The organism is Colwellia sp. BRX9-1 (assembly GCF_014077195.1).
Taxonomy (GTDB): domain Bacteria; phylum Pseudomonadota; class Gammaproteobacteria; order Enterobacterales; family Alteromonadaceae; genus Colwellia_A.
In genome coordinates this window covers 348941-366265 of the sequence record NZ_JACGVM010000002.1, presented here as the reverse complement: position 1 = coordinate 366265, position 17325 = coordinate 348941, and the positions used below count along the sequence as shown (strand labels likewise).

Annotated in this window: 14 protein-coding genes; 6 read left to right on the top strand and 8 right to left on the bottom strand. The window is 37.0% G+C overall.

What is annotated here, in order from left to right:
* Positions 1-292: 292 nt before the first annotated feature.
* The gene (locus H4J76_RS04140; RefSeq protein ID WP_182213921.1) at positions 293-3181 is read left to right on the top strand and encodes a pitrilysin family protein; all 2889 of its coding nucleotides are present in this window, start codon (positions 293-295) and stop codon (positions 3179-3181) included.
* A gap of 266 nt (positions 3182-3447) precedes the next feature.
* Here H4J76_RS04140 and adhP read toward each other — a convergent pair whose 3' ends face one another.
* The 8 genes from adhP to H4J76_RS04100 all read right to left on the bottom strand — a co-directional run bounded on the left by adhP (position 3448) and on the right by H4J76_RS04100 (position 13987).
* Entirely contained in the window at positions 3448-4458 is a 1011-nt protein-coding gene (gene adhP, locus H4J76_RS04135; protein WP_182213919.1) for an alcohol dehydrogenase AdhP, read from the bottom strand.
* A gap of 326 nt (positions 4459-4784) precedes the next feature.
* Positions 4785-5444 carry a peptidylprolyl isomerase gene (locus H4J76_RS04130; RefSeq protein WP_182213917.1) on the bottom strand — a complete coding sequence of 220 codons (660 nt, stop codon included), beginning with the start codon at positions 5442-5444 and terminating at the stop codon, positions 4785-4787.
* 292 nt (positions 5445-5736) lie between these two features.
* The gene (locus H4J76_RS04125) at positions 5737-7491 is read right to left on the bottom strand and encodes a M14 family metallopeptidase (protein WP_182213915.1); all 1755 of its coding nucleotides are present in this window, start codon (positions 7489-7491) and stop codon (positions 5737-5739) included.
* 2 nt (positions 7492-7493) lie between these two features.
* Positions 7494-9140 (bottom strand): M14 family zinc carboxypeptidase, encoded by a 1647-nt coding sequence (locus H4J76_RS04120; RefSeq protein WP_182213913.1) that lies wholly within the window; start codon positions 9138-9140, stop codon positions 7494-7496.
* A 263-nt stretch (positions 9141-9403) separates the two neighbouring features.
* On the bottom strand, positions 9404-10192 hold the full coding sequence (locus H4J76_RS04115; RefSeq protein ID WP_182230155.1) for an amidohydrolase: 789 nt from the start codon (positions 10190-10192) through the stop codon (positions 9404-9406).
* Positions 10180-11310 (bottom strand): methionine aminotransferase, encoded by a 1131-nt coding sequence (locus tag H4J76_RS04110; RefSeq protein WP_259377117.1) that lies wholly within the window; start codon positions 11308-11310, stop codon positions 10180-10182. Before H4J76_RS04110 ends, H4J76_RS04115 begins: the two co-directional genes overlap by 13 nt.
* A gap of 239 nt (positions 11311-11549) precedes the next feature.
* Complete coding sequence (locus tag H4J76_RS04105; protein ID WP_182213910.1) at positions 11550-13082, bottom strand: hypothetical protein; 1533 nt, start codon at positions 13080-13082, stop codon at positions 11550-11552.
* A complete protein-coding gene (locus tag H4J76_RS04100; protein ID WP_182213908.1) occupies positions 13082-13987 on the bottom strand; it encodes an ABC transporter ATP-binding protein in 906 nt (301 codons plus the stop codon). Before H4J76_RS04100 ends, H4J76_RS04105 begins: the two co-directional genes overlap by 1 nt.
* 270 nt (positions 13988-14257) lie before the next feature.
* On the opposite strand from H4J76_RS04100, the gene H4J76_RS04095 reads away from it, so the two are divergent.
* The 5 genes from H4J76_RS04095 (at position 14258) to H4J76_RS04075 (ending at position 17211) form a co-directional block, all read left to right on the top strand.
* Positions 14258-14578, top strand: a complete 321-nt coding sequence (locus tag H4J76_RS04095; protein ID WP_182213907.1) for a hypothetical protein — start codon at positions 14258-14260, stop codon at positions 14576-14578.
* Between the two features lie 51 nt (positions 14579-14629).
* A complete protein-coding gene (locus H4J76_RS04090) occupies positions 14630-15418 on the top strand; it encodes a phytanoyl-CoA dioxygenase family protein (protein WP_070374215.1) in 789 nt (262 codons plus the stop codon).
* 223 nt (positions 15419-15641) lie between these two features.
* Entirely contained in the window at positions 15642-16043 is a 402-nt protein-coding gene (locus H4J76_RS04085) for a hypothetical protein (protein ID WP_182230153.1), read from the top strand.
* A 305-nt stretch (positions 16044-16348) separates the two neighbouring features.
* On the top strand, positions 16349-16726 hold the full coding sequence (locus H4J76_RS04080; protein ID WP_182222212.1) for a PAS domain-containing protein: 378 nt from the start codon (positions 16349-16351) through the stop codon (positions 16724-16726).
* Between the two features lie 185 nt (positions 16727-16911).
* Entirely contained in the window at positions 16912-17211 is a 300-nt protein-coding gene (locus H4J76_RS04075) for a YkgJ family cysteine cluster protein (protein ID WP_182176625.1), read from the top strand.
* Positions 17212-17325 lie beyond the last annotated feature (114 nt).

Below are 17325 nucleotides of genomic sequence, written 5' to 3'. Positions count from 1 at the left end.
TGCGTGAACGTCGAATCAGAGAGTTTTTTCATAAGCACAAGAAAAAATGTTTTACTCCATACCTATTTATGAAGACAAACCCGATAATATTATTGGGTTTGTTATTTGAGCCGACTTGAGAAGATATTTTAGAAACGTTAATTGGTTATAAAATAATTGCCTTCCCATTTTATTTCTTTATTTATGACCCGTACTTATTTTGTTACATGATGTCGTGGCTTATCCTCAAAAATTTAATGAAAAATTTCTCAGAGTTACATAAAATACAGCAATAAAAATAAAGGGAACTATGATGAAAAAGAAATATTTAGCGGCTGTCATAGCTGCAAGTTTAACGTTATCCGCCTGTATGGCAACCAGCAACGACTCTGGCAATAGTATGTCACAGCAATCAAGCCAAGAGAGTGCAAACAAAGTCTTTAGCCAAAATTACTTGTTCAAAGAGTTGGCTAATGGTTTACGTGTCTTAGTGGTAAAAACAGACTATCCAGATCTTGTTTCAGTACAAATCCCCGTTTCTGTAGGTTCTCGTGATGAAAATGAAGTAGGTAAAACAGGTTTTGCCCACTTCTTTGAACATATGATGTTTAAAGGTTCAGAAAAATTTCCACAAGCTGTTTATGCCGATTTATTTAAAAATGCCGGTGTTGATAACGGTGCTTACACCACCAACGATTATACTAACTATCATTTAGATTTTTCTAAAGATCATTTAGATAAAGTATTAGAGATTCAAGCGGATCACTTTAAAAACCTAAAGTACACCGAAGCACAATTTAAAACAGAAGCCTTAACGGTAAAAGGTGAGTATTTAAAAAATAATGCTAGTCCAACTCGAAAGTTGTTAGCGGCGGTGCGAAAAGAAGCATTCGATACTCATACTTATAAGCATACCACTATGGGCTTCTTTGAAGATGTAGAAGCAATGCCTGATCAAGTTGCATATGGTGAACAGTTCTTTAAACAATTCTATAAGCCAGAATACGTTTCTTTAGTAATTGTCGGTGATGTTGAACCAGAAGCAACAATGGCCATGGTCGAGAAGCATTGGGGAAATTGGCAAAAAGGTGATTTTGTTAGCACTATAGCACCTGAGCCAAAACAGGAAGCTGCGAAATATGTTCATGAAAAATTCGATGGCTTACCGGGTCACTGGTTACTCGTTTCTTATAAAGGTGCTGATTGGCAACCCAAGAAAAAAGATCGCGCGGCTTTAGATTTAATTTCTGAATTGTATTTTTCCAATAACTCAGCATTGTATCAAGAACTCGTTGTTGATAAGCAGTTGGCTAGCCAAATGTTTAACTACAACCCTGAAACAAAAGATGCTGGCTTACGTCACGTATTTATCAAAGTGAATGATGAAAAAGACCTAGCAACGGTTCGTGATGCAGTAAACCGTACTTACGCACAAGTAAGAACTGAGCTCGTTTCTTCAGAAAAACTTGATAACTTAAAGTCTAACTTAAAATATAGTTTTGTTAATAGTTTAGATTCATCAGAGTCTATCGCTTCAACATTGGCGAGTTATATGCATTTTGACCGCGATCCCGAAACGATTAATCACCTCTATAATAGCTTTGACAATATTACAGCTGAAGATATTCAACGTATTGCTAATGAATACTTTATTGATGAAAACCGCACAACAGTGACTTTATCAGCATTAGATGAGATTGCCGACTTCGAACAAGAAGTTGACTTAAATGGCGCCGTTGCAAAAATAGTCATGAAAAATTCGCAGCCGAGTACTCCACAGTTTGCGGTATTAGATAAGACCAATGACTCACCGTTGATTGATGTTAACTTCTTATTTTATACCGGTGCTGCAGCAGATCCAGCCGGTAAAAAAGGGGTAGCGGCTTTAACCGCTCGTATGTTAACTCAAGGCGGCTCGGCAACAAAAAGCTATCAAGATATTAAGAAAGGTTTATACCCTTTAGCTGGACGTTTTTCGTCGCAGCTTGATAAAGAAATGATGTCATTTACTGGCCGGGTGCATAAAGATAATGCTACTCAGTGGTACGAACTTATTAGCGATCAATTATTGAATCCAGGATGGCGTGAAGACGATTTTAAGCGTCTGAAAAAAGAGCTTGTTGACGGTATTAAATCAGGTCTTAAATCTTCTAATGATGAAGAATTAGGTAAAGAGGTGCTTTATAGCGAACTTTATCAAGGGCATGTTTACGAAAACTACAATAGTGGTGATTTGTCTGACTTAGCCGCAATTACTCTTGAAGATGTTAAAGCATTCTACAACACCCAACTTACCCAAGCAAAATTAAACTTAGGTATAACTGGCGCTATGCCTAGTGCTTTAAAAGCACAATTAATGACAGATTTAGCGACTTTACCCGTCGGTGATGAAAAGCGCTTAACAATTGCTAAAGCACCCGTTTTAAAAGGTCATCATGCGACAATTATAGAAAAAAGTGCGCAATCTACAGCGGTATCTTTTGGTTTTCCCATTGATACTATACGCAGTGATAAAGACTGGGCGGCACTTTGGTTAGTGCGTTCATACTTTGGTGAACATCGTAGTTCTAACAGCTACTTGTATCAACAAATTCGTCAAGCGCGTGGTATGAACTATGGAGATTATTCTTATATTGAATATTTTCCACGAGGGATGTACCAAACTAAACCTGATGCAAATTTAGGTCGTTCTAGTCAAATTTTTCAAGTGTGGTTACGTCCTTTACGTTCAAATAATGATGCTCATTTCGCAACGCGTGCCGCTTTGTATGAATTGGACAACTTGATTGAAAAGGGCATGAGCGAAAAAGACTTTCAAGCAACACGTAATTACTTAACGAACTATGCACCGCAATTAGTGGCCAGCCAAGATCAACAGTTAGGTTATGCACTTGATAGTGAGTTTTATCAAACAGAAGAGTTTGTTAAGTACGTTCGCGATCAATTTGCAAAACTATCATTAGATGATGTTAATCGTGTTATCAAAGAAAACTTACAAACAGATGATATTCATTATGTTTTCATTTCAGACGATGGTAAAGACATGAAGCAACGTTTGTTGTCTGAACAAGTATCACCGTTAACATATAACAGTGATAAGCCAGCAGAGCTTTTAGCGACAGATAAAATCATTGAAAGTTACAAGCTAACACTGCCGTCTAAAAATGTTGAAGTGATTGCAATAGATGAGGTTTTTCAATAAATTGCGTTTAAGCTCACTTTAATAAATATTCGTTATTATCTTATTGAATATTACAAATAACTTAATAAGAATAACGCATGTAGTTAAAAATAAAAAACCGGCATCTGCCGGTTTTTTTATTTATTAATAACGATTAATTGTGCTTTATGCATCGAGTTTAGATATATCGGTTATTGGGCTAATAAACGGTGATTGTAATTTTCCAACTCAAATTACCAAAGATATTGCTGCGTTAGTTGCAAATGCCAATAGCTAGATAGAAATGATTAAAACTTCATAACCACTCGACCGGTAATTTCGCCGTTGATCATATCTTCAAAGATATCATTAATATCTTCTAGTGACTTTTCAATGGTGATCGCTTTAACTTTTCCTCTAGCGGCAAAATCTAAGCATTCAACTAAATCTTTACGCGTACCCACAATAGAGCCGACAACGCTAACACCATTTAAAACAGTATCAAATATAGGTAACGGCATATCTTCGGCGGGTAAGCCAACTAGTACACACTTACCCCCACGACGAATAACTTGGTAACTTTGTTCAAAGCCACTTTTACTAACAGCGGTACAAATACTGGCATGAACGCCGCCTGTTTCAGCTAAAACTCTTGCTACAACATCATCACACTTGAAGTCTAAACAAAAAGAGGCACCCAAATCTTTAGCCAATTTCAATTTTTCAGTGCCAGTATCAATAGCGATGACATTTAAGCCCATTGCTACAGCATATTGCACAGCTAAATGCCCTAAGCCACCAATACCAAAAATAGCTACCCATTCACCTGGTTTAGCCGTAGATACTTTTAATGCTTTATAAGTTGTAACACCTGCGCAAAACAAGGGGGCAGCATCTACATAGCTAATCTCGTCTGGTATTTTTACAACATAGTTGCCATCTGCTTTACAGTATTCAGCATAACTCCCGTCAACAGAGTACCCTGCATTTTGCTGTAACAAACAGAGGTTTTCATTACCAGATAAGCAGTAATCACAATATCCACAAGCACTATATAACCATGGAATACCTACACGGTCACCAAGATTAAGGTGCTTAACTTGCTCGCCTACTTCAACGATTTCTCCAACACCTTCATGGCCTGGAACAAGTGGCATCTTAGGTTTTACTGGCCAGTCACCATGACACGCATGTAAGTCGGTATGACATACACCACAAGCATGAACCTTTACTAAAACTTCATGACTCGAAATTGTAGGCTTATCAAGTTGTTTAATCTCGAGCTTGTCTTTGAATTGATGAATAACAGCTGCTTTCATTAGTGACCTTTCTTTACGTTAATACATTGTAAAAAATATTATAGTACTCAACTTTAATAAAAATATGATGTAGAACAATAAATGGTCAGAAAGAAACGTTAATGGCTATCTTAATTTGTTAATAAATAATAGCCATTTAGTAAAGGTGAGTTATTTTTCTTGAGACATAATAATGTTTACTTATATCAAGGTGAAGACTGTTTTATTCATGGCTTTTAAGCGTGAATGCATATCTTGAACATTAATTTTTTGATCTGCCGATAACACCAATAAGCGATTATTACTCACCGGTCAATCTGATGTGATCAGCAAGAATTAATATTAAGTTATTCTTTGTCGGCGATACGGATTGACGCTTTAATGATGTTGACCGCTTCTCTAGTTTTACCTCTTCGGCTACCTAAGGCTTCAATTTTAGTTAAGCTATCTTCTACATCAGTCACTACTTTACCAAAAACAGTATGATTACCGTCTAAATGAGGTGTCGCGTTAAAAGTAATGAAAAATTGACTGCCATCAGTGCTTGGACCTGAATTTGCCATACTTAACATACCCGGTTCACTGTGGCCTATGTCACTATTAAATTCGCCATCGTATTTATAACCTGGGTTGCCCGTGCCATTACCCAATGGATCGCCACCTTGTGCCATAAAGCCAGGAATAACACGATGAAAATTTAGCTCATCATAGAAACCCAATTTAGTTAAGTAAATAGTACTAGAAGCATGCATAGGCGCAGAGTCAGTGAATAGCTTGATGGTCAGATTACCTTGGTTTGTTTGCAGCTCCCAAAAGTAATCTTTCCCTTGGGTGAAGGTCAGTAATGGCGGTTTACTTAACGTCGTTTTCCAAGCAGGGTTTGTTTTATCAACCGCTTGTTTAGTAATAAATCTATCAATAGTGTTTAATGCGGGATCTATTCCGCAACATGCGGCCAGTATCATTATTAACAAAAGACTGGTGATGATGTTTTTCATATTATTCATAAAAGACTTCTTATTTTATTTTAATTTTTTGAAAATAGACTAAGTTATCAAATATTATCAGGTATTAACGACTAAGAAATAATAATTTTTATTAACTGATCAATCATTAAGTCAGCAGCTTAAGATGACTAAGCTTTGATGCCAACAATGCTGTTTCGTATGTAAGGCGTATTATAATATTTTTAGCACTTCACTAGAGGGGAGAAGTGTTAAATAACGGCTAATAAAAAACCGACAGAGGCCGGTTTTACATTACTATGTTATTAGCAGAATATTACCTTTATATTCTTTGTTAAAACTTAAACGTTTTACTGTGCTTGCCGCCTTTTTCTGAGTCTACTGTCACTTTATAAGTCCCTTTGCCATCGACAATCCATTTCACTATGGTTGTTGAGTGACCCGCAAGCGTGGCGACCTTAATCGTTGCTGGGTTTAAGTCGTGGTCAGTATGTGTGTTGGCACCTTCGCTAATAACGGTTAACCCACTTAATATTGAAAAGTCATCCGAGAGAATCGATATGCGGTCTTCAAACGACAAATTATTATTAATGTCTTGTGATAATCTTGTCGGAATTGCTCGCTCATTAGCAATATTAACCGTTATTTCATACAAACCATTACTGAGCTTGCGCGTTGATGAACGAGTTACTTCTAACTGTGGCATATGGTAGGCGTGAAATAAGGTAAAGGCCATATTTCGGTGTGCTTCTTCTTCTAATAGGAAAGAAGGGGGCGTTCTACCAAAATTCTTCTTAAAACCGCCAACTTCTATATCGCCATAAATTGGATGCTTTACTTTAGTCCAAGGAACAAAAGCATCACCAAATAAAATATGCTTGTTGAAATTGTGATTTTGATTGCCTAATTTATCGCTTGTTTTATCGTTTGGGCGAAACATATTAGCCGATGTCCAAAGTTCATTCGTAAATGCCATAATACCGTTGTTGCCATAAAACCAATCAAATTCACCACCGTAGACTTGATAAAGATCTTTCCAAGCGACGAGGTAGCGATAATTGGGTAGTATTTGCTCACCTTGGTTGGCGATAAAATCATAGACGCTAATATCAGAACGGGTATATTTGTTATTGGCTTTACCCGGACCACGTAAAATCATACCACCGGTATTATGGTAACTTTGCGCGGCAGCAATATTACGATGAGCTTTAACAAATTTAGCCACTGCACTGGTTTCTTTTAATGAAAAAGGGTAACGGCGTGCACCTCTTTGAATATAAGCTGGCTCCCATTCATGGGCCCAATCACGATTAGGATCATATTCGTAAACCCCTTTACCATCTTCGTTGACAAGACCGTCACCATCGTTGTCGTATCCTTCAGCTCCTAACATGCGGTAATCGCCAGTTTGACCTTCTGCAACAGGTACCATTAAACCTGGGTATTTCTCGTCTTCTTTATGAGTACCACGTACCTTATCTTTAATGCGCATGCGAGTAATATGGCCATCATTATTGAGATCTTCTGGACCATCTTCATCGATTTCACCGTCAAGATCGTTGTCAGTAGGTACCATGCCCGAACGAGGAGAGTGCGCAGTATTAGCCTGCTTCATAAACCAGTCACGCCCGTCAGGATTAATTGTAGGGACAATATAGAAAGCTTTATCGTTAAGTAGCTCGGTGATCCACTTCACTTTTCCGTAGCTTTCAGTTAAATACCAAGCGGTATAAAGAGAAACCTCTGTACCTTGAATCTCATTAGAGTGAATATTGCCATCAATATACATCGCCGGTTTTGTCGTATCATCACCGTTGTTATAATTGGTAATTTTAATAACAAAAATATCACGACCTTCGTAAGACTGACCAATAGATTCCAGTCGAGTAAGTTTAGGGTAAGCTTTATTTATTTTTTTGAGTATCGTTATAGTACTTTCTGAGTCATAAAAACGATTCCAGCGAATATCTACTTTTGGGTCTAAAGGCGCACCTAATGCCTGTAATCCAGTGAGTTTGTCTGCGGCTTGTGCCGTTATAGTTAACAAAGCTGTGGCCGTTAAAATGCAGGTGAGCAATATTTTTTTCATGATTAAGCTCCAAAATTAACGGTTTGTGTCACCGCATCGATGACAGGTGAAGATACTTCAAATGAGGCATCATTGAAGCCTTTGGTATTGATCAGCCACTTGATTTCTTGTTGACCGCCATGAGCGGCGATAGGCGCTAATAATGTCCGCTTGCTACCACCAATAAATTGTTCTTTGGGTAAATTCCACTGAACTCTTACGGGAAGCATCCAACGGGTGAGTTTACCCATGGCGCTTTGTGTTGGAAGTTTACCGATGTTTTTTATTTTTAAGGTCACTCGATAAAGATCTTTACCTATTTTTTTTACGCTCTGGCTCACGTTAAGCTCAGGAAAAAGTGTGGTTAAGGAAGTAATATATTCCGAACTTTTAGTTTCAGCAAATACGCTAATATCAGGATTATTTAAATAGGCAAGTCGAAAACCACCCACTTCCACCTTTTCATTTACAAAGTCTGGGTGTGAAATATTTGTCCACGGTATAATCGCCCCTTGTAGATTTTTTTCCTTGGCGTTAGTAACCAAACGAGCTTCTTTGGTATCTTCGCTTGCTGATGTGTTTTTGTTTTTTTCAACATCAGCCTCTTTGTTTTTTTCTACGTCAGCTGATTGGGCAATGGTTATTTGCTTAAAATTCCAGCCATTGGTGGCTATTGACCAACGACCACCGTGAAAATAGGCCCAGTCGTGAAAAGTACCTCGACCACGGTTTTCTGCTTTTACCTGCCAGTCTTTATGGGCTTGCTGCCATAGGTGAGTAAATAATTTATAACCGTCAACATCTTCTTTAGGCATTTTATCAAAGGCTTCCAGTGGACGTTTATATTCACTTACCAGTACTTTATTAGCCGACCAGTTTTCATGGAGGTTGTCGTATTTAGAAAAATTAACGGTCATTAAAATATTTTGATGATCGATAACAAAATCTATTAAGGCACGCGTTTCAGGTTCAGATGCTTGATTAACACCAGAGCCAATACCAAAATAGTCATAGTTATAGGTAAAGTTTTTATTTATTGCTGTTCCGCCATAGCCATCTTCATCTAATTTACCATCACCGTCGTCATCTTTTCCTTCATTGAGTAAACGGTATTGACCTGCTTCGTTTTTGAGGCGATCAACTTTTACTAATAAACTGGCATCTTGTTCACTAGCTTTGTATGGGCCAGAACTGTCTGAGATCCTTAACTGAGAAATAAAACCATCGTTGTTGAGATCATTAGGACCGTCTTCATTTATTTTTAGGTCGTTATCGTCATCTGTTTTTAAGTGATTAAAGGTCGTTGAATAACCATTTTTACCCAGTATAAAACTTGTTGCATCAGGGTTTGGCATAGGTACGATAAATATACTTTTACCATTTCGGGTGACTTTACCTGACTTTAGATCCTCGATTAGGCGCATCGCAAGTTCAGTACCGACTAAATAATCGCCATCAACGTTGCCAGTAACCAAAATTGCTGGTGAGCTTTTATCACCAAATTGAGCCACGATTATTGACTTTCCTGATCGTGAAGTACCAATTTGCTGAGTTTGAACACCCAGTTGTTTTAATTGTTTTAACATTTCTGCATGGCTGGTGTATTGGTTAATATAGTCTTGACCAAGACAACTGCCAGAGATGAGGAATAACGCGAGTAGTCGCTTCATTTACTTATATGCTCCAGTTATAAAAACGCTTAATTATTATAATTTGTTTTATAGGCGAACTTTAATTAGCCATAAAGAGTATATATTTTATTCAGTTAATTCAAAGAAAAGTGAATTAAATGAGCTGGTTTGCTAGTAATTCAGGTTAGATGATCAAAATGTATAAAAACCTAAAACAACTTAACCACTTATAATGTTGTTTTAGGTTTGTCTTGTTTATAACAATAAACGGCTTTGGGTTACGAGAATAAATCGACTGGTTTTTAATACAACTCAAATTTATCTGCATCTAAAAAGGCGGGGAATTGATTTTTAAATTTATCAAGTTTGCTGAAGTCGAGTTGGGTTGTGATGATTTGTTGTTGGTGATCAGTGGCAGAAAGTATGTTTTCACCATCAAAATTAATGAAAGTTGTGCCACCAGAGTGAGGCATATCGTTACCATCTGGTCCGATACGATTAACTCCGACCACAAAACTTTGATTTTCCATTGCCCGGGCTTTTAATAAGGTATCCCATATATGACGACGTGGAGCAGGCCAATTAGCAACGTTGACCATAAGATCATAATCTTGGCGGTTTCTCGACCAAACAGGAAAGCGCAAATCATAACAAACCAAAGGCAGTATTTTTATACCCCTAATGTTGATTTTTTTTCTGTGCTGGCCTTGCTCAACAAAGTCTTGCTCTTTACCTAAACGAAACAAATGGCGCTTGTCATAATGTTCAACCCGACCATCAGCAAAGACCCAATAAAAACGATTCACTTTTTTATCATTTTGGCTCACTAAAACCGTGCCAGCCACTACACAGTTATATTGCTTTGCTATTTTTTTTAACCAATGTAGAGCAGAGCCACCATCTTCTGGCTCTTGCACATCTTTTCTATTAATACAAAAACCGGTTGAAAATGTTTCTGGTAGCAATAATAAATCGGCAGCCGCATGGTCAGTAAAGTGATCTTTGAAAAGTTGCTCTAAACGATCAAAATTGCTTTGTTTGTCTAACCAACTAATATCGAACTGCACTGCGGCTATGGTTAAAGTTGACATAATATTCCTGCGGCCTTAAGTAGGGTATCGTCGTTTTTTGCGAAACAAAGTCTGATTACTTTATTGTTTTGATGATAAGACTCCCTTTTGTCAGCGGGATACAGGGGGCTCAACGGAATGGCTGCAACACCAACTTCTTGGGTTAACCAATGACAAAATTCACGATCATTAAGTGCTGAGATTGCAGAGTAATCAAGCAATAAAAAATAAGTACCTTTTGACGGTAGCATTGTAAAGCGAGAGTCTTTTAGTGCATTGATCAGTAAGTCTCTTTTTTGCTGATAGAAATTTGATAACTCGGTGATATGCTCGGGGTGCTGTTTTAGCATTTGCGCTATAGCTATTTGTGCCGGGGTAAATGAACAAAAGGTAACGTACTGATGAATTTTTCTAAACTCGACCGTAAGCGCATCAGGTGCGGCGCAATAACCCATTTTCCAGCCGGTGCAATGAAAGGTTTTACCAAAACTAGAGACGACAAAGGCGCGTTTAAACAAATCAGGGTAACGTAAAATACTTTCATGACGTAAGCCGTCAAACGTCATGTGTTCGTATACTTCATCGCTTATTACATATAAATCATATTTCTCAAGCAAAACTTGTAAGCTAGTAAGATCTGCAGCACTCAGTATTGAACCCGTTGGGTTGTGTGGGCTGTTGATAATAATGGCACGTGTATTTTCATTAATGGTTTGCTCAACTAAGGACCAGTTTATTGCATAGTTAGGCGCATCTAGTGCGACATGGCGACAAACTCCACCAGCAAGTTCAATGGCTGTCTCATAAGAATCATAAGCGGGATCAAAAATAATAACTTCATCATTTGGGCGAACCAGCGTTTGTATTGCAACCCATAGTGCTTCGGTAGCCCCGGAGGTTATTGTAACGTTTTTTAAGCCATTAAGTTTTTGTGCAGTGGTTAAATCTGTTTGATACTGTCGATGCACCATAGCGGCAACTTGCGTTAATAACTCAGGTAAACCGTTTGAGGGTGAGTATTGATTTTTACCTTCACTAATGGCTAAGTTTATTTTATCTTTTAAAAATTCTGGAGTATCAAATTCAGGAAAACCTTGCGACAAATTAATTGCCTGATATTGATTTGCCATCATCGACATTTCTGTGAAAATACTGGTATCTAGATTGGGCAGTTTACTGGTAAAAGAAGATGGCACAAAAGGCTCCCTGGATTATTAAGTCGATATTTTTGAGGAAAATTAGCTTAAATAAGCATGGTTCAATCGGCCTTTATTTAAATAGACCGGGAAACAATAATCGAATGTTAAGGCTAACGGCTGATGAGTTCAATCGTTATCCTTTTTAAATCGATATCTTAGTGTAAACAACCGTTAATAAATTAACGGCTACTTTTAGCGCGTACTGTTAACAACATTAAGCCAATTGCGAGAGCAGCATAATAATAAGGCATGCCTGCTTGCCAACTCATGGTGCTATTAACGCCAAAAAAGTCTAGATATAGTGCTGTTTGAATCGGTCCCATATACCAAATTGCCGGGTATAGCACTTCAAACATTCGCTTTGTGCCGGTCAATACCCCACAAAAATAAGCTAGGGATACGGTAAATGAAATGGCTATAATTAATTGTATGATTAACAGCCACTCGGCTATCGCCGCAAATCTAAGTACACTACCCAAACTTGCCAATGCTAATAATATCCATGCAGCAGAGTAGCTCGCTAAACTTTGCAATAGCGCTGACTTTTTACTGTAGGTGATTAACTCAACCGTATTTGCTTGTTTTTCTACTTGGCCGAGCTGTGAAAGCACTAAAACACACCATAACCATGACAGCGGTAAAAATATGCTAACCAGTAATTGCTGACTAATAAATAGTTGAATAATATTTAACGTTAAAAGACCTAACAGCCAGTAAATCGAATGGCTTTTTAATAATAATTTTAGTTCTAAACGTAATAAGCGAGTAAAAGCAAAGTGCTTGGTTAGCATGGTAAATAGTGCATCGAGTCGATTGAACACTTGACGGGTTAAGGTGTTTATTAGCCATGAGGTTTGTTTGGTTTCAGGTACGGGGTTTCGACTAAAGCGATCAAAAAAGATTACTGCAATAATAAAACAGCTTAAGCAAATGATCAGTAACGGCAGAATACTCGATAAATACTGTGCTGTTGGCTCTATTCCTTGCCAAAGAAAAGTGTTTACTGCATTTTCTTCATCAACAACCGTTACGCCAATATGTGTTGAGCCTGCTTGTGACGGAAAACGTTCTGCAACCTCGGTTTCTATAGCAGAAAGTATTGCGCCAACCCCTGAAACGCTTTCAATGGTTTGAACAATAGAGCCGGTCCACAAGAAAAAATAAACAACATTGCCAAAGCCCCCCTTAAGCCACTTTATTGATTCAAACATTATCGCCAGTGAAGCAACAACTAATAACACAGGTAGAACAAAGACTAATTGGGGCCAAGCTAACGCCCAAAGGTCTATCTGATAATTTTCCCCATAATAAAGTTGCAGTAAAATACAACTGATCAGCATAACCAATACGATAGTAAACAAAATTAAAACATTGGTGCACCATTTGGCGAATATAAAAGTTAACTTACTCATAGGAGTGGCAGCAATAAGTTCACAGGTCATCGATTTTCGATCTAATTCAAGACCATTCTTAATGAGATAAAAACAAATAATAGGTAAAAATAAAACATTTAACATCGCTAAACAAACACCTAACCAGGCACTGTTATAAAGACCTCTATAACCATTGATAATAAGTGTTTGATATTGAGCATCGAGTGAAGGGAAAAAAAGTAAGGTTAATACCGACATCGCCAGTAAAGTAACCACAAAGCTTTGCTGGCGTGTTCGTTGTTTAAAATCAGCGACCGTACATTGCCATAATTGATTCATTAACATGCCCTCGCAAGAACAGTTCGAGCACGCTTATTACTGGTAAAGTAGAGATACGCATCTTCTAATGTTGGCGCTCTTGGTATTGCTCGTGCATCAGGGCAGTGTTCAGCGACAATATTTAACTCGACCTTGTTGTCTTTTCGCACACTGTGGCTGACAATAAAGTCGTGCTGAATTTGTTTTAATTCATTCAAGTTAGTGGTGAGTTGCCAGCATTTATCGGCAACTTTTTCTTGTAGTGCCTTTGGAGTTGCTGATTGAATTAATTGCCCAGTTTGCATAATCGCAATTTGGTCAGCAATAGATTCAACATCTGCGACTATGTGAGTTGATAAAATAATGCAACGATCATCGGCTAATTCAGTTAATAACTGGCGAAAATTGGCACGTTCTTGTGGATCTAGACCCACAGTTGGTTCATCAATAATCAATAATTTAGGGTCATTAAGTAAAGCCTGTGCAATGCCAATGCGCTGTTTCATCCCCCCCGAATAACCTTTCAATGGCATATGAGCAGCATGGGTAAGGTTGAGCTTAGCAAGTAAATCCTCGATTCTTTGAGTCGCTAAAGATTGATTTAACCCTTTTAAGCCAGCCATGTATTGTAAAAATTCAATAGCCGACAATTGGTCATAGACGCCAAAATATTGAGGCAGGTAACCGAGTTCGTTACGCAATAATTGTGGTGATTTAACAATGTTTTGTCCTTGCCATAAAATTTTTCCTTGGCTAGGTTTTGTTATCGTAGCAAGAATACGCATTAAGCTAGATTTTCCTGCGCCATTAGCGCCTAGTAAGCCTAAAATCCCTGGTCTAACTTGTAGTGATAATGATTTGATTGCTAGTTGTGTGTGCTTGCCACTTTGGTATTGATGGCTAAGTGATTGAATATCCAATAACATTGTATTTCCCTTCGACATTAAGATGTTATCTATTTAGCAAAGTTTACGCCAAGAATAAGTTGTTTTAATTCAATGGTTTATTGTTTTTGGTTTTTATTTTTTTGAAAATAAATGTTCAATTAAACCAACTATTAGTGAAATTATTAACGATTAATAAATTTCACTAAGGTACAACGGTGACATTGTGTTTTATAATACTTGCGTGAAATAATAGCGTGGCCTTTTCAGGTGAATCAGCATGTTAATTTTAATAACTTTTAGGCATATTTGATGAAATTTATAGCTGTCTTTATTGTTGTATTCTTGTTGTTTAGTGCAACAGATGTCTACGCTTTCGAAGCGAAAAAAGTTGATGTCGGTGATATTATTTCAAAAGAACAATTCTCACGATACAAAGACGTTGGCGAATTCATCGAACATTCCCCTAAAGTCACCATTGAAGTTAAACCTGAGCCAGAAGATATCGCCGAATATGGCACTGATGTTGTTAAATCTTTGACGGGTTCCGATTGTGATAGAGACGGCATTATGGATGATAATGCTAAGTGTAATGCGGTTTATTACAAACTGTGGATGAGATATGAGCGTTAATCAATCGTCAAAATATAATCCTAAACAGTCAAGCCAAGGTAAAAGCCGTTAATGTTAGAAAATCAAAGTCAGTTGCAGGGGCATTATGATGCCCAAGGTTACTTTGTTATTAGAAATTATTTTAATGACACTGAAATTTCAGCCCTAAGACAAGTGGTATTGAAATTTCACGATCTTTGGAAAAAAGATCACGCAAAATTTTATCAAGAAGAAGCGTTCAACTCTTCTTTGATCACCGGCAGTCAGTACTTAGCATTTGACGATCGCGTTAAGCTTTTCAATTTTATTAGTTCAAAAAAAATAATGGCTGTTGTCGAGTCTGTTATAGCGGCAAAACCAGCCTTTATGAATACTCAGTTGTTTTTTAATCCCGTTAATCCAGCACAAAAAGATTTTTGGCATCGAGATTGTCAATATGATCACGAGGTTGAAGAACAGAAAAAAGCCATTCAAGAGACACAAGTTGTTCACTTACGTGTGCCATTATTTGATGAGCGCGGTATGGAATTAGTGCCAGGAACACATAAACGCTGGGACAACGAAGAAGAATTTAATGTTCGACAAGAAGAAAAGGGCAGAGTGAGCAGCGAAAACCTTTCTACCGGTAAAGAAATAAAGTTAGCGGCCGGTGATTTATTAGTTTTTTCGGCGGATATGATCCACCGTGGTTTGTATGGACTTGATCGATTAGCATTAGATATTTTAGTTTTTGATCCCGCTGGCGATTTTGCTGACTACGTTGATGACGATTGTTTACCAGAATTTTCGATGCTAGATAAGATTGAAAACCCAAGGTTATTTACCAATACCCTCGACTTAAAGGCAATAAAGCTAAAATAGTAAAGCAACACTTATTATTGGTATTAATTTTTAATTGAGCTATTTGAATAGACTAAATTTTTTATAAAAAAACAGCTGATGATTTCAATGGGGTAATAACAGCTAATCAATATTTTATTACATTAACTTTATTACATTAATTTTATAGATTATGCTTAATGACAAATGATTATAAAACCCAGCTTCTCGATTAATTAACATTAGATAACATAGGTAGATTTCATTGATTCAAAAGTTTGCTTCGCATGGCCAATGCCAATTCACACTCGATAATAATATTATTATTATTGATGCAGAGGGTCCATGGAATGTCGAGTTTTTCAAACAAATGCACGCTAATCTACAACAAGTCGTCCTAGAAAATTTTATCAATATAAATTACGGGATCATTGTGATACTTAAAGGAGAAACATTAGCAACACAGGAAGGTTTAGATTATCACTTGTATAAAGTGAAGCACGGAACCGCTAAGGCAATTGCCATTAATATGATACATAGTTCATTTGCATTAACCACTCAACTTGAATTTGAGGCTGTGTATAAAAAGGCTGGCATTAAAAATAAATTTTTTAGTGACACACCAACGGCTAAACAATGGTTAGAGAATGAATTAGTTTCCTTATAATTGTTTTTAAAAATAGTGTGCTATTAAAGCGTTTTTTGCGCATTTTGAAAGCCAAAGTATTGTTATTTTAGTGTTCTCCTGAATATATACTTTTCTGGATATTTATTTGAGCTGAACTACTCTTAAACTTATTAGTTTACGGCTAGGTTAAAATGAGCACTTGTTGTGTTTCTGCGTTTATCGACCAATGTTTAGCGACCAATTATTTTTTATGAGTGACTTAAGCTGGCAGAAATAGTTTACTGTTGTCTATCGTCTATTTTTTAACTATCTATTTTGACGCAAGTAAGGCGTTAGGTGATTTTATGTTTACAGAGAATCCAGAAGACTTTATCTATAATTCATCTATTGGTATTCATGCTGTATCGCCAGAAGGCATTATTGTTTATGCCAATGAGTGTGAACTTGAAGTGTTAGGTTATACAAAAAGTGAATATATAGGGCATCACATCTCAGAGTTTCAGATAGATGAAAGCTGTTTAACTGACATGATGACACGTTTGAGCCATTTTGATATATTGAAAAATTATCCAGCGAGAGTCCAAGGTAAAGATAAAATTAAATATATTATCTACAACTCTAGTGTTTACGAAGAAGATGGCGAATTTAAGCATACGCGTTGTTATGGAACTGAAGTAGAAAAGGTCATTTATGATGTTTTCTTTAAACATTTTGATTTCTAACGTTAGTATTGAGAGGCAATCGCGTCTCCAAGTTGTACAAAATATTGTGGCTGTTTTGTAGTGCAGTGCTTTAATCAGTTCTTTTTATGTCTGCTATTTGCCCCATCAGCTTCTATTTGCTCGAGAAGCTGAGCGGTTTAGCGTATCCTACTCACCATTAAGTTTATTGTTATTTATTATTTATTATGAACATTGAAGTAAAAAACATTCCCGTTCCCGAAGTCACCTGTGCAAATTGCCAGGCATGTTGCTGTAGTTTAGAAGTTAGAATTATTTCAGATACTGGTGTGCCTCATCGGCATATCTATATTGATGACCATGGACACGAATCAATGTTACGACTTGATGATGGTCTGTGCTCAGCGTTAAACAGAGATACATTATTGTGTTCTATTTACGAAAATAGACCTTGGGTTTGTCGAGAATTTGAGATGGGTTCATATGAATGTATCGACGAAAGAACAGAAAAGCTCTATACCTCTTAAAATAGTTGACTGTTTATTTTATCATAATAAAAAACCCCTAATAATTAATATTAGGGGTTTTGTTTTTATACAGTATTATGATAAATAAGTGGTTAACTTAACTTAACTTACCTT

What these genes read in the sequence shown, in the direction of transcription:
- H4J76_RS04140 (WP_182213921.1), top strand. Translation starts at nt 293, where the DNA reads ATGAAAAAGAAATATTTAGCGGCTGTCATAGCTGCAAGTTTAACGTTA.
- adhP (WP_182213919.1), bottom strand. Translation starts at nt 4,458, where the DNA reads ATGAAAGCAGCTGTTATTCATCAATTCAAAGACAAGCTCGAGATTAAA.
- H4J76_RS04130 (WP_182213917.1), bottom strand. Translation starts at nt 5,444, where the DNA reads ATGAATAATATGAAAAACATCATCACCAGTCTTTTGTTAATAATGATA.
- H4J76_RS04125 (WP_182213915.1), bottom strand. Translation starts at nt 7,491, where the DNA reads ATGAAAAAAATATTGCTCACCTGCATTTTAACGGCCACAGCTTTGTTA.
- H4J76_RS04120 (WP_182213913.1), bottom strand. Translation starts at nt 9,140, where the DNA reads ATGAAGCGACTACTCGCGTTATTCCTCATCTCTGGCAGTTGTCTTGGT.
- H4J76_RS04115 (WP_182230155.1), bottom strand. Translation starts at nt 10,192, where the DNA reads ATGTCAACTTTAACCATAGCCGCAGTGCAGTTCGATATTAGTTGGTTA.
- H4J76_RS04110 (WP_259377117.1), bottom strand. Translation starts at nt 11,310, where the DNA reads ATGTCGATGATGGCAAATCAATATCAGGCAATTAATTTGTCGCAAGGT.
- H4J76_RS04105 (WP_182213910.1), bottom strand. Translation starts at nt 13,082, where the DNA reads ATGAATCAATTATGGCAATGTACGGTCGCTGATTTTAAACAACGAACA.
- H4J76_RS04100 (WP_182213908.1), bottom strand. Translation starts at nt 13,987, where the DNA reads ATGTTATTGGATATTCAATCACTTAGCCATCAATACCAAAGTGGCAAG.
- H4J76_RS04095 (WP_182213907.1), top strand. Translation starts at nt 14,258, where the DNA reads ATGAAATTTATAGCTGTCTTTATTGTTGTATTCTTGTTGTTTAGTGCA.
- H4J76_RS04090 (WP_070374215.1), top strand. Translation starts at nt 14,630, where the DNA reads ATGTTAGAAAATCAAAGTCAGTTGCAGGGGCATTATGATGCCCAAGGT.
- H4J76_RS04080 (WP_182222212.1), top strand. Translation starts at nt 16,349, where the DNA reads ATGTTTACAGAGAATCCAGAAGACTTTATCTATAATTCATCTATTGGT.
- H4J76_RS04075 (WP_182176625.1), top strand. Translation starts at nt 16,912, where the DNA reads ATGAACATTGAAGTAAAAAACATTCCCGTTCCCGAAGTCACCTGTGCA.